At 59.6% G+C, this 12,907-nt stretch carries 10 protein-coding genes; 3 read left to right on the forward strand and 7 right to left on the reverse strand.

The genetic code is table 11. The annotated features are described in order from the left end of the window. The first annotated feature begins 106 nt into the window (after positions 1–106). The gene (locus KHO23_RS02490) at positions 107–1,591 is read left to right on the forward strand and encodes an MOP flippase family protein (RefSeq protein WP_211609384.1); all 1,485 of its coding nucleotides are present in this window, start codon (positions 107–109) and stop codon (positions 1,589–1,591) included. Here KHO23_RS02490 and KHO23_RS02495 read toward each other — a convergent pair. From KHO23_RS02495 to KHO23_RS02525, 7 genes are all read right to left on the reverse strand, one after another. Further along, positions 1,517–2,662 (reverse strand): glycosyltransferase, encoded by a 1,146-nt coding sequence (locus KHO23_RS02495; RefSeq protein ID WP_236066699.1) that lies wholly within the window; start codon positions 2,660–2,662, stop codon positions 1,517–1,519. The genes KHO23_RS02490 and KHO23_RS02495 overlap by 75 nt on opposite strands. A gap of 145 nt (positions 2,663–2,807) precedes the next feature. After that, a complete protein-coding gene (locus KHO23_RS02500) occupies positions 2,808–3,896 on the reverse strand; it encodes a glycosyltransferase family 4 protein (RefSeq protein ID WP_211609825.1) in 1,089 nt (362 codons plus the stop codon). A 26-nt stretch (positions 3,897–3,922) separates the two neighbouring features. After that, entirely contained in the window at positions 3,923–5,074 is a 1,152-nt protein-coding gene (locus KHO23_RS02505; RefSeq protein ID WP_211609386.1) for a glycosyltransferase, read from the reverse strand. A gap of 587 nt (positions 5,075–5,661) precedes the next feature. Further along, positions 5,662–6,684, reverse strand: coding sequence for a UDP-glucose 4-epimerase GalE (gene galE / locus KHO23_RS02510; RefSeq protein ID WP_211609387.1), 1,023 nt, complete (start codon positions 6,682–6,684; stop codon positions 5,662–5,664). A gap of 12 nt (positions 6,685–6,696) precedes the next feature. After that, positions 6,697–7,845: a glycosyltransferase family 4 protein gene (locus tag KHO23_RS02515; protein ID WP_211609388.1), complete on the reverse strand. Its 1,149-nt coding sequence runs from the start codon at positions 7,843–7,845 to the stop codon at positions 6,697–6,699. A 63-nt stretch (positions 7,846–7,908) separates the two neighbouring features. Continuing rightward, entirely contained in the window at positions 7,909–8,736 is an 828-nt protein-coding gene (locus KHO23_RS02520) for a glycosyltransferase (protein ID WP_211609389.1), read from the reverse strand. Beyond that, positions 8,733–9,995, reverse strand: coding sequence for an oligosaccharide flippase family protein (locus tag KHO23_RS02525; protein ID WP_211609390.1), 1,263 nt, complete (start codon positions 9,993–9,995; stop codon positions 8,733–8,735). Before KHO23_RS02525 ends, KHO23_RS02520 begins: the two co-directional genes overlap by 4 nt. Positions 9,996–10,272: 277 nt before the next feature. Between KHO23_RS02525 and KHO23_RS02530 the strand changes: the two genes are divergently transcribed. Both KHO23_RS02530 and waaC read left to right on the forward strand, forming a co-directional pair. Further along, a complete protein-coding gene (locus KHO23_RS02530) occupies positions 10,273–11,667 on the forward strand; it encodes a phosphomannomutase/phosphoglucomutase (RefSeq protein ID WP_211609391.1) in 1,395 nt (464 codons plus the stop codon). A gap of 208 nt (positions 11,668–11,875) precedes the next feature. After that, positions 11,876–12,877: a lipopolysaccharide heptosyltransferase I gene (gene waaC / locus KHO23_RS02535; protein ID WP_328821940.1), complete on the forward strand. Its 1,002-nt coding sequence runs from the start codon at positions 11,876–11,878 to the stop codon at positions 12,875–12,877. Positions 12,878–12,907 lie beyond the last annotated feature (30 nt).

A 12,907-nucleotide genomic window follows, 5' to 3' on the forward strand; every position in this document is an offset into this window, starting at 1 on the left:
AGGCCCGGCCATCATCGCTTCACTATCTGCTACACGGTGGATATTTTTTCTTCCCGATGCGCGTGCGGCTTTGCCCTGTGTAGTTCAGACGACAGCAAGGAAAGTAATGTCATTACGTGAAAAGGCGATCTCGGGGGCAAAGTGGTCGGCGGCATCAATGATCTCGATCGTCAGTGTCCAGTTCTTGCAGGTCGCCATATTGGCGCATTTGCTGAGACCGGGCGAACTGGGCCTGGCGAGTATGGTTTCGCTGGTGACGACGCTGGCCGACATGTTTCTCGATATGGGCTTGAGCACAGCGATCGTACAGCGTAAGAACGTGGCGGCGAACGAGCTTTCATCGCTTTACTGGCTCAATGTGTTGTTTGGGGCGGTTCTTGGCGGACTCCTGCTCGCCGGGAGCGGATTGGCAGCATGGTTCTTCTCGGAGCCGGAACTGAAGGCGCTAGTTGGGCTCGCTGCACTGATGTTCTTTGTCTCACCCCATGGCTTGCTATACCAATCGCTGATGGCACGCGAACTGATGTTCGACATGCTGTCAAAGATCGAGGTTGCATCCAGCATGGTGCTATTCATCACGACGCTAGTCGCCGCACTGCGGGGCTATGGCGCTTACTCCCCGGTTATCGGTGCGTTGACGGCGGCGGTGTGTCGCGTGGTGCTGCTCAATCTGAACGGGCGCAAACTGCACAAGCCCGGATTGCGGTTAAGGTTCTCGGAGACGAGGTCGTATCTCAGCTTCGGCGTCTTCCAGGCAATGGACTCGATGGTGAACTATCTGAACGTCAATTTTGGCGGCATTGTCGCGGGTCGGGCTCTGGGTGCGGCGACGCTTGGCGGCTATAACCTGGCGCTCAACTGCGCCGTCAATTTTCCGGCGAGACTCAATCCATTCTTTACGCGCGTGCTCTTTCCCGTCTTTTCGATCATTCAGGATGACATCGCGAAGCTTCGTCAAAATTACTACAAGCTGACGGGTTTCATTGCGATGTTCAATTTTCCTCTGGTGTTCGGACTGATGGTCGTCGCACCGGATTTTGTCGTGTGCATGTTCGGTGAGAAATGGCTCTGGGCCACGCCGGTATTGAGAGTGCTTTGTCTGGTAGGGGCCTTCCGCTGCATCGGCAATCCGGTCGCATCGTTGATGATGGCAACCGCAAACATCAGGGTGAGTTTCTGGTTCAACCTGACTAAGACAACCGCGATGCTGCCCGCCATCATTGTTGGCGCCTATCTCGGCGGCGCGCTGGGCGTCGCGATTTCGCTTCTCACGGTCGAAGCAATGATGCTTCTGCCGATGTATCGGTTCATGCTGAAGCGCGTGCTCGGTCCAAGTTTCGGAGAGTTTTGCAACGCGTGTTTCGTGCCGTTGAGAATGACGATACCGATGGTCGCGAGCGTTCTGGTCGTTTCGGAATTGTTAGACGCTTCTTCGATGGGGCATGTCCTGAAGCTGGTCACGGAGGTGACGCTCGGCGCAGTGGTTTTCGGTGTGACGTTTCTGCTTGACCGCTCGTTACTTTGTGCCGAGATCAGAGGCATTGTGTTCAAGATGGTCCGCAAGGCGGCATTGCGGCACGGCCTGCAGTAAGACGTGCTGCGCCTGAGCGTCAAACACTTCGCGTGAAAACCGCAGTCGAAAAGAATCAGTGAGCCCGGTGAGCGGGTAGCTCGGTGCGGAGAATATCTTTTCGACAAAAGCATCCTGATCGTGAGCAGGAAACAGCAGCTCATCCGGCAAGTACGATCCGAGTGCCGATACCTGCGATGCCACGATGGGGCGGTTCGCCAGAATGGCCTCGATCATGACAAGCGGGACACCTTCATAAGCCGAAGGCAACACGATGACGTCGCTTGCCACGATATAAGGCAGGACGTCGGATCGAGCGCCGATGATCCTGACGCAACGGGAAAAGATTTCACTGTCTTGTACCGCTTGCCGTAATTTATCCGCGTCCGGACCGTCACCCACTATGAGCACAAGTGTGTTCGCAAATACTTCCGGGTGCCGTTCGATGGCTGCAAGCAGAAAGTCCTGTCGCTTATGCTGAAAGTGAATCCGTCCAATGTGGGCGCAAATGAACTTTCCGCTCTGTGGCAAGGAGAGTACGCTGCGTGCCGCATCACGGGTGAGGGCGGTCTGACTAAATCTGTCGTCGACATAGTTTTCGAGAATCGCGACAGGCGTTCTTGGTGCCACCTTCAGAAGCTTGCCGAGCAGATGTTCATTCAGCGTGATGTACTGTTGCGGTAGACGGTACAGCGCACGTTTAACTAACGATTTGATTCGTTCTGTTGTGGGTGCGCCCACTTTCGTATCGTCATCAACTAGAGGAATGTAGCTGACGGCCGTCGTTCGCGTCAGTCGCGCAGCGAACAAACCGGCGATGGCGGACACGATCGTTCCCTGAGCGATGACGAGTTTCGACAGATGAAGCGTGCGCAATATAGCGGCCGTTCGCCACGTGGCCGACAACAGGGCAAGCGGGTTGCGGTGAATCGACTCGGAAGTGAATGTCAATGAGATGACAGCAACCTGACGATGCCGCCTGGCGATATCGTCGGCAAAGGCGGACATGAGTTTATTCTCTGCCGGCACGAGAATATGCAGGCTGACAATGTCCCGACACTTTACAAGTGCGAGAACAAGCCGCTTGAGCATCTCCTCGTGGCCACCGTTGACACTCGAATCGCAATAGATGCCCAACCTCACAGAAATTCCCCTTAGAACGACGTATGGTTTGTGGGCATGCCAATTATTTTGATACGAAACGCCGGCGGAGGACTACGAGGTCAAGCGAGCGAAGTTACACCTTGTGCCGGGATCGATCGATAACCTGTGTGAGCATCCTGGCACTCGCCCCCCAGCGGTATTCAGCGGCGTGCGCACGACCGCGCGCTATTAATATTGCCCTGAGTTCAGGTGAGCGCAGCAGCGTACGTAACTGGTCTGCAATATCGTCTGACGAGTAGGGGTCGCAATAGAGTGCGGCATCTCCACAGGTTTCCGGTAACGCCGCTGAGCGCCCCACGATAACGGGGCAGCCGCTTCGCATTGCCTCGAGCGGCGGAATGCCAAACCCTTCGTAGATGGACGGATAGAGAAAGCAGTGTGCGTGCTGATACAGCGCTTTCAGCTTTTCGTCGCTTATATATCCCACGGCTTTGATGTTGGGCGCGACGCCTTGAAAGTCCTGGACATTGCCGAACACACTCGCGTTTTTCATGCCGACAATGACCAGATCGATCGAGGGGTCGGCAAGTTGACGGAAGGCCTCCAGAATCCGGCCAAAGTTCTTGGTGGGATTCATGCTGCTGACCGCCAGCACGAAACGCCTCGAGGTCAAATCGTGTTCATGCAGCACGCTTGTGTCGGGCGCGATTGCATCGAGATGATCCGCGCCAAGCGGAACGACACTGATTCGTGCTGCCGGCACACCGCAGTGATGGGCGAGACGCTGCCTCGAGAAGTTCGAATTGGTGACCACGCAACTCGCCGTCCGTGCAAGGATCCAGAACATCAGTCTGTACCACGTCCGGAAACGCCACGAGAAATGGGCGGGTGTATCGAACACCGCCGCATCGTGCATATAGATCACCTGATTGAAGCGGAAGATCGAAGCCGAATTGCTGAGATTGACAATACGGTGACGGCCCGCGAAAACGGGCAGAACGAGCTGCTCCCAGAACACCCCCTTTCCAAATCCGATCTTGACGGTATTTGTATTGCCCACTGACAGCGTGTCTTGCTGCGGTGGAACGACGACGGTGACCTTGCCGTTGCCGGGCAAATGTCCAAGCGCAACGATCAGCTCTCTCGCAACGCGCTGCACGCCGGTCGTCTTCTGTGTGGCAAATCGACCGTTGTAGATAAACGTTTGTGCTGCCGGGTACATATTCTTCACACCGTTGTCTCCGGAAGTCAGATTTGGCGATTGACTTCGTAAGGAAGCGCGATGTCAGTGATCAATGGCTCTTTACTGGTACTCCGCTCGTCGGCAAGACCGTAAAGCTGTCGCCATTCGCGAAAAATCGCATCCATTGAAAAGCGCTCCATTGCACGCTTTCTCGCAGCCGCACCCATTTGCTGCCGAAGCGTCCAGTTGTCACGGAGGAGAGCGAGATAGATCGCCATTTCCTCGGCGCTTGACGCCACAAAGCCGGTGACGCCGTGAATAACAACATCTCGATTGCCGACTACGTTGGTGACAACCGCAGGAATACCCGCAACTTGCGCCTCGATCAGAGCCAGAGGCATTCCCTCCCAGCGGGACGTCTGAACGTAGATGTCGAGGTGGGACATCAATTCCAATGCGCGCGCACGGGTCACCCAACCGCTGCACGTCACGGCGTCGCCCGGGTAACATTCCGGCACGTCTTCTGCACTCCCGCCTATCCAGACAAAGCTGACGGCGGGATTCCGGAGTTCATTCGCGAGTTGAGCGAACACCTCGTGGTTCTTCTGGAAGGACGCCCGGCCTGTCATGCCGATTGCGACCTTGCCGTCGGTGCGTTGGCACCGCACGGGGATTTCGCCGATGTCCACTCCGTTCTCAATCAGAAGGGCGGCGCGCGCATGAACTCTGCCCTCGATCTCATGAAGTTCGCTGCGTGAGCATGCGACGATCGTTCCGCCTATATAGTTGGCCAATCGTTCCAGGCTCAGATAAGCAAACTGTTTCGTCGGCGATACATCGCGCCGTAAGAAGGCGGGGCCGTGCGGCGAGTAAAGTACCTTGGCGTGAGGAGACGCGATCTTGGCGGCTGCGCGCCCAAGCGCGCCGGCTTTTGACGAGTGGAGATGGATGACTTCGGGATGACGGTCGCGCAGGTTTTTAACCAATGCACGCAGGCTCGACAAGTCCTTTTTAAAACTGATCTCTCTGCACATCGCGACATAGGTCATTTTGACCTTCGGATGAAACAGGCGCGCGAAATCATGGGGTGTTTCTCGCCGTAATGAATAAATGACGGAAACATTTGCCCCGGCCTCCGCAGCGCGATTGGAAAGCTCGACTAGCATCGACAGAACCCCTCCTCCGAAGGCTTCCGTGATATGAACGATGTCTTTCATATGTCTGTTCCCGTTGACGAGATTCTGGTAGGCAAGATGGGACTGTTCAACAAGGTGGAGGCACCGAGCACTGTTTGATCTTGTCTTCACGGGGGCAATGGCACTGTGTGATAGCGCACATTGAGAAAATATATATATGTAGGCCTGCGAAATGATTAAGAAAGTATTCTCAATATGGTACGAACGATTTAGGTTCTATCCGCAAAAAGAATACGAATCAAAGCGCCAGGGTGGCGGAATAAAACTGAATTGACGTTCTTTTACGATTGGAATTCGGCCGAATTCGAGGAATGTCAGATCGACATTTAAAGGTCGGGAAGTTCGCTAATTGCGGAGATTGAGTTCATTGACCGGTCTGATCCGGACAAGCTGGATCGAGGTGCGTCCGATGACACCGAGCGCGACGCCCGGACTCATTGTCGAGCCAGATTTTTTTCTTTCGGGGAGTTGGCGCGTGTCGCCGATGAGTACATCAGATTGCCTGGATTGAACCCGGCATGGCGCGCACGCTGTGCGAGGTTCGGGGGCGATCGACAGCGGCTGAGTCCCTGCCAGGCGACTCGTTCCGCCGTCGACCTTTACGTCATTCAGGCGAATCCGTGCGGATTCGTCGACTGCCACCGCCAGTGATCCGCGCACATCCGCTCGATCCCAAACTGCGCGCGCCAGCCAATCACTGCCAGGGCCGCGGCGGGATCCGCAAAACACGAGGCCACGTCGCCCGGGCGGCGTGCCACGATTTCGTAAGGCACGGGCCTGCCTGCGGCCTTCTCGAACGCCTTGACGACGTCGATAACGCTATACCCCTGGCCTGTGCCGAGATTCACGACAAAACTGGCATCGCGTGTAACCAGTGCGTCCAGCGCGGCCAGGTGCCCACGCGCCAGGTCCACCACGTGGATATAGTCCCGCACCCCGGTGCCGTCCGGTGTTTCATAGTCGCCACCAAATACTCGCAGCTTTTCCAGCTTACCCACTGCTACCTGTGCCACATATGGCATCAGGTTATTCGGAATGCCAGCCGGATCTTCCCCAATCAACCCGCTCTCATGCGCGCCAACCGGATTGAAATATCGCAGCGTCGCAATCCGCCAGGACGGATCCGCCACTTCCAGATCGCGCAAAACCTGCTCGGCAATCAGCTTCGACTGCCCGTAAGGATTGGTGGCGGACAATGGAAAGGATTCGTCGATTGGCGAACTCTTCGGCACGCCATACACCGTTGCCGATGAACTGAACACGAACTGCTTCACATTGCGATCGCGCATCACGCCGAGCAGCGCCAGCAAACTGCCGACGTTATTGCTGTAGTACTCGATGGGCTTGGCGACCGATTCGCCCACCGCTTTCAACGCCGCGAAGTGAATCGCGCCGGTGATCGGGTGTGCGTCGAAAATACGGTTGAGCGCCGCTTCATCGCACGCGTCGGCCTCGTAGAAGGTCACGGGCTTGCCGGTGATTTGCTCCACGCGCCGCAGCGATTCGCGGTTGCTGTTCACGAGATTGTCGATTACCACGACGTCGTAACCGCCGTTCAGCAGTTCGACGCACGTGTGCGAGCCGATAAATCCTGCACCGCCCGTTACAAGAATCGTACCCTTCGTGGTCATGCTGTTGCTCCGTTAAAGTAAAACGCCCGTCATTTTCTGCACCAGGTCTTTATACGTTTCGACGACAACGCGTTCGTCGAATTCTTGCGCGACTTTCTGTCGGCCGCGCTCAGCCATTACACGGCGCTCGGTGCCGCTCATGTCGAGCATTTGCGCCAGCTTTGCCGCGAGACTGTCTGCATTGCGCACTTCGCACAGCAGTCCGTTGACGCCATCCGCCACCACTTCGCGGCAGCCGGGCACGTCTGTTGTCACAATCGGCCGGCCCATCGCCGATGCTTCCATTAGCGTGCGAGGCACGCCTTCGCGATAGGACGGCAGGACGACGCAGTCCGCGTCGGCGATAAAGGGCCGCACGTCGTGCGCCTCGCCACAATACTCGATGATGCCTTCCCGCTCCCACGCGGCCACCTCTTCGCGGGTGAGCGCGCTAGGGTTGTCCACGCCGACCGGCCCGAGCAACTGGAACCGCGCCTGCGGATAACGTTCGCGCAAGCGCCGCGCGGCTTCGACATATTCGCCGACGCCCTTGTCCCACAAGAGCCGCCCGATCAGGACGAATTTGAACTCCGCCCGCTCCGGAAGCGGGGTGAAGGCGAACTGTTCGAGATCGACGCCTTCGCCATGCAGGAGACGCGCACGCTCAGGATGCACCAACAAATTCTGCTCCACAAACGCGGCCTGATCGTCGCGATTCAGAAACCAGATTTCGCGCGGGAAACGGAAGGCGAAACGGTACAGTTTTTTCGCGACTTGCGCAGCGCGGCTCTGCTGGATGAACACGTAACCGAGCCCGGTGGTCACCGCCACCGACTGCACGCCCGCCAGTTTCGCGGCGACCGAGCCGTAAATGTTCGGCTTGATCGTGTAATGGAACACGACGTGCGGGCGGATGCTTCGATACAAACGATACAACGACAAAAGCGTGCGCAGGTCATCGCGCGGATTGGTGCCTTTGGACGCCACCGGCAACTCGATGCAACGGCACCCCATCGCGGTGAGCAGTTCGAACGTGCGGTCGCGTGGCGCGAGCACCGTCACGTCGACGCCGCGTCCCACCAGCATACGAATCAGTCCTTGCCGATACGTATAGATTGCCCAGGCGGTGTTACAGACGAGTGTAATGCGCAGCGCGGGCGTCGACTTCAGGGCAGGCTTCATGCGGGAACGGGCTCGACGGTGAGTGACAGGGTGAGTGGCAGGGTGAATGCTGGAGCAACGGAATCAATGGCTTGCACGCGGTGCGAGCAAGGTGCGTTTGACCCGTTGCAAGGCACGGTAGGGTGTCACCAGATGCAGCAGATTCTTGGCGAGCCCCAGCCAGTCGTACAGATTGGCGGCGTTGAAGTAGCGTAGTTGCAGCCGCAGCGTGGAGTTCACCTGGCGGCGCCGTTTGGTGGCACTAATGCCGCCTTCGTTCAGCTCGTAATAGAGCCCGAGTTCCGGCAGATTCGCGCAGTCGTAGCGCGCCATCAGGCGCACGAACAGATCGAGGTCTTCGGCGGAAGGATACGCTGCGCGATAGTTGCCGACCGCGCGGACCGCGTCGATGCGCAGCATCATGGAAGGATGCGCGAGGCATGACCGGAAGAACCGGAGACGCCGGATCGCATCCGGTTCGGCGGGCGGCGTCAGCATGAAAAGCGGTTTCCCTTCACGCGTGACGACCTGCGTCCACATGCCAAGACCGGCCACGTGCGGATGCAACTCCATGAACACGCGTTGTTTGGCGAGCCGCTGCGGCACGCTGCGGTCGCCCGCGTCGATGCGGGCTGCGTAGCGAAAGCCGCGCTGCGCCAGGGCGTCGATGCCGGTTTGCAGCGCGCGTTCGATGCCGCCGTTTTGCGGCATGCGCAGCACTTCGATCTTCATGTTCGAGATCGCCGGCGCGACGATTGGCGGTGTGCTGCCGTCGTCGACAATCAGGACGTGGACCAGCGCGCTTTCGCTGAACGAGGCCAGCGTGAGATCGACGTCGGCCTGGCCGTTGTACGCGGGCATCAGGACGGCGACGTCGTCGAGGAAAAGCGCGGTGGCGGATGAATTCGTCATGGGCGCAATTTGAAACGAATGTAATAAAGATTAACTGACGCGGCGGCGAGATAACCGGCCGCGAGGCCCACTAGCGCACCGTAAGCGCCAAGCCGCGGAATCGCCAGCAGATTGACGGCGAACGCCACAGCCAGCGCCAGCAGCCACTTTGAGAGCAACACGAACTTGGCCTGATATTTCAGCACGATCAGATTGCCGATCGCTTCAATGCCGGCCGGCACGGAAAGCCACACGGCCCAGCGGAAAATCTCGATCGCGTCTTCGAAATCCGGTCCGAACACGCGGCGGATGATGAAGCCGGCCAGCAGATCCAGCACGATCGCGCCGCTCACCATCAGCGCGGCGGTCATGGCGGTGAGCCGCCACACGTTGCGGCGCAGTTGCGCGGCGTCCTGCACGCGGTAGACGAAGGCGGGCGCGATCGTCTGCGCGAGCATCAGCGCAAGCGTGATCCAGTTTTCGTTCAACTGCTGCGCGGCGGAATAACGGCCGAGGTCGGCGAAGGAAATCGCCCGCTCGAGCATCAGCCGGTCCAGTTTCAGGAACAGATACATACAGATCAGGCCGAGCCAGAACACCGTGCCCGCGCTCGCGAAGTGCCTGAAGAGCGAGCGGTCGAGGTGCCAGCCGAGCTTGCCGCCATGCCGGCGAACGAAATACGCCAGCAGAACCGCGCCGATCACCGCCGATTCGGCGGCCCACAGCCAGCCAAAGCGCGCGGGTGTTGCCATGGCGCGCACCAGCAGATAGACGAAGCCGGCCTTCAGCACCGCGGTGCTCATGCTGGTGAGCAACTGCGGCTTGCTGTACGTCATGCTTTGCAGCCACGCGTTGATCACGCCGACGAACGGCTCGCGAAACAGCATGGTGACCGCGAGGCCGGCGAGCATGGCGCCCACCAGCGGGTCGAAGAAGTGCAGCTCAATGCCGAGCCACGTGAGCAGCAATGCCGCGACGGACACCGAGAAGCGCAGCGCGAAGGCGCTGCCGAGCACCGTGCCCAGCTGGTTTGGCGGCCGGCTGACGATGGTGGGAACCAGAATTTCCGCGCCGCACACCCAGGTGATCGGCGAAAGCACCAGCAGCAGCGTATTCGCATACTGCCATTTGCCGAACGTGTCCGGCCCGAAGTAGCGCGCCAGCATGCCGCTGATCACGATTGCCACGCCGATCTGCGTGAGCCGTTCCAACCCGAGCCAGACGATATTGGTGAAGGCGCGCGTGACGTCGGGATTGGCGAAGCGTTTGAGCGTCAGCATCCGGTGGACACTCGCCTATGCGGGTGCACGAGGGACGCAACGTGCGCCAAGGCGCAATGTGTAACAGCCCACCTGGCCGACTGTCGCGGCAACATTGCAAAAGCAGGGCGTCTAAGCATTAGAATGGGCGTCTATTAGGGCATGTCCGGAAGGCGCAATTATAAGTTGGAACCGGATCGCTTCCGGCAAGGGCGCATCGCACGGTTTAACAGACTGTTTTACCGATCCCTCGGCGATGTGCCGGTCAAAATTTTCCATTGCACGCAAGTGAGCCAACATGATCTCCAAATCTATTTTCAAGGCGTATGACATTCGCGGCGTAATCGGCAAGACGCTCGACGCCGATGCGGCGCGTTCGATCGGCCGCGCCTTCGGTAGCGAAGTGCGGGCGCAAGGCGGCGATGCCGTGGTGGTCGCGCGTGACGGCCGCCTCTCGGGTCCCGAGCTGATTCAGGCGCTGTCGGACGGCCTGCGTGCGGCCGGTGTCGACGTGGTCAACGTCGGCATGGTGCCGACGCCGGTCGGCTACTTCGCGGCCAGCGTGCCGTTGCAGCTCGACGGCGGCGAACGTCGTGTCGACTCGTGCATCGTCGTGACGGGCAGCCACAATCCGCCCGACTACAACGGCTTCAAGATGGTTCTGCGCGGCGCGGCCATTTACGGCGAGCAGATCCTCGCGCTGCATCAGCGCATCGTCGACGAAAATTTCTCCGAAGGTAGCGGCACGTACACTGAGTACGATATCGCCGACGCCTATCTGGATCGCATTGCCAGCGACGTCAAGCTCGCACGCCCGATCAAGATCGTGGTCGATACCGGCAATGGCGTGGCGGGTGGCCTTGCTCCAATGCTGTTCAAGAAGCTCGGCTGCGAACTGGTCGAGCTGTTCACCGAGATCGACGGCAACTTCCCGAACCACCACCCGGACCCGGCTCACCCGGAAAACCTGCAGGACGTGATCCGCGCGCTGAAGGAAACGGACGCTGAAATCGGTTTCGCGTTCGACGGCGACGGCGACCGCCTGGGCGTGGTGACCAAAGACGGCGAGATCATCTATCCGGACCGCCAGTTGATGCTGTTCGCCGAAGAAGTCTTGTCGCGCAACAAGGGCGCACAGATCATTTACGACGTGAAGTGCACGCGCAATCTGGCCAAGTGGGTCAAAGACAAAGGCGGCGAACCGCTGATGTGGAAGACCGGCCATTCGCTGGTCAAGGCGAAGCTGCGCGAAACCGGCGCGCCGCTGGCGGGCGAAATGAGCGGCCACGTGTTCTTCAAGGACCGCTGGTACGGTTTCGACGACGGCCTGTACACGGGGGCGCGTCTGCTGGAAATCCTCACGCGCGTGGCCGATCCGAGCAAGCTGCTGAACTCGCTGCCGAACTCGAATTCCACGCCGGAACTGCAATTGAAGCTCGAAGAAGGCGAAAACTTCGAACTGATCGCGCGTTTGCAGCAAAACGCCAAGTTCACCGGCGCGGACGACGTCGTCAAGATCGACGGCCTGCGTGTCGAGTATCCGGATGGCTTTGGCCTCGCGCGCTCGTCGAATACCACGCCGGTGGTGGTCATGCGTTTCGAAGCCGATAGCGACGCAGCGCTCAAGCGCATCCAGGAAGATTTCCGCCGCGTGATCATGGCGGAGAAGCCTGACGCGAAGCTGCCGTTCTAAATGCTCCAGTGGCGGCGCGGTTCTTCGTGAACCGGGGCTGCCGTCGAACGCGGCGCGGGTTTCACTTACCGCGCCGCGTTTTTTCATGCTATTGACGCGTGTCGCGCTAGAATTGCGGTCCTCACCCCCTCGGGGGGCCTGACGCGAAGCGACAGGTTTGGGGGCTCTTTCAACGCATCTTCGGGCCGGATAGCCGGTTTTCCCACACTTGAGCGTGCAAAAGATACTAATCGTGAGGGTGTCGTCATTGGGCGACGTCGTTCACAACATGCCGGTGATCGCCGACATCCGACGCCGCCATCCCGAGGCCCAGATCGACTGGCTCGTCGAAGAAAGCTTCGTGGGGCTCGTGGAACTCGTCAGCGGCGTGCGGCGGGCGATTCCCGTGTCGCTGCGGCGCTGGCGCAAGCGCATCCTGTCGGTCGACAACTGGCGCGAGATCGGCGCGTTTCGCCGCGCGCTCGCCGCCGAGAACTACGACCTCGTGATCGACTGCCAGGGGCTCATCAAGACCGCGTGGGTCGCGAGCATGGCGCGCGGACCGCTGGTCGGCCTCGCGAACCGTACCGACGGCGCGGGTTTCGAATGGCCGGTGCGCTTCTTCTACGGCAAGCGCGTGCCGATCGAGCCGCGCACCCATGTGGTCGAGCGCACGCGCCAACTGGTGGCCGCGGCGCTGAACGACCCGCGGCCGCAACCCACCGACGAGATCGACTTCGGCCTCGACACCAGGCGCGCGGCGCTGGCTTTGTCGGAGGCGAATCTGAACCTGCCGGTGCCCTACGTGGTGTTCGTGCATGCCACCTCGCGCGCCGACAAGCAGTGGCCCGATGCCGCGTGGATCGACCTCGGTCAGTCGCTGGTGCGGCGCGGCGCGTCGATCGTGCTGCCGTGGGGCAGCGAGGAAGAACGCGTCACCAGCGAACGTCTGGCGAAGGAGTTCGGCGCCGCGGCCATCGTGCCGCCCAGGCTATCGTTGCCGGCGGTGGTCGGCCTGATTGAAGGGGCCGCCGCGACAGTCGGCGTTGACACAGGTCTAGTTCACATTGCGGCGGCGCTGAAGCGGCCGACGGTCGAGTTGTACAATTTTGCCACCGCGTGGCGGACCGGCGGCTACTGGTCGCCGAACGTCCTCAACCTCGGCACGGCCGGCAAGCCGCCCACGCTGCAGGAAGTCAAATCCGCGCTGGCCGGTTTCGGCCTGCTCTGATGCTGTAGCGCTGTAATGCGGTGTGCTTCG

It is taken from the genome of Paraburkholderia haematera (genome assembly GCF_905220975.1).
Lineage (GTDB): Bacteria > Pseudomonadota > Gammaproteobacteria > Burkholderiales > Burkholderiaceae > Paraburkholderia > Paraburkholderia haematera.

Excerpts from the sequence above, each read along its gene's own strand:
- KHO23_RS02490 (WP_211609384.1), top strand. The coding sequence starts at position 107 with ATGTCATTACGTGAAAAGGCGATCTCGGGGGCAAAGTGGTCGGCGGCA.
- KHO23_RS02495 (WP_236066699.1), bottom strand. The coding sequence starts at position 2,662 with ATGCTCAAGCGGCTTGTTCTCGCACTTGTAAAGTGTCGGGACATTGTC.
- KHO23_RS02500 (WP_211609825.1), bottom strand. The coding sequence starts at position 3,896 with ATGTACCCGGCAGCACAAACGTTTATCTACAACGGTCGATTTGCCACA.
- KHO23_RS02505 (WP_211609386.1), bottom strand. The coding sequence starts at position 5,074 with ATGAAAGACATCGTTCATATCACGGAAGCCTTCGGAGGAGGGGTTCTG.
- galE (WP_211609387.1), bottom strand. The coding sequence starts at position 6,684 with ATGACCACGAAGGGTACGATTCTTGTAACGGGCGGTGCAGGATTTATC.
- KHO23_RS02515 (WP_211609388.1), bottom strand. The coding sequence starts at position 7,845 with ATGAAGCCTGCCCTGAAGTCGACGCCCGCGCTGCGCATTACACTCGTC.
- KHO23_RS02520 (WP_211609389.1), bottom strand. The coding sequence starts at position 8,736 with ATGACGAATTCATCCGCCACCGCGCTTTTCCTCGACGACGTCGCCGTC.
- KHO23_RS02525 (WP_211609390.1), bottom strand. The coding sequence starts at position 9,995 with ATGCTGACGCTCAAACGCTTCGCCAATCCCGACGTCACGCGCGCCTTC.
- KHO23_RS02530 (WP_211609391.1), top strand. The coding sequence starts at position 10,273 with ATGATCTCCAAATCTATTTTCAAGGCGTATGACATTCGCGGCGTAATC.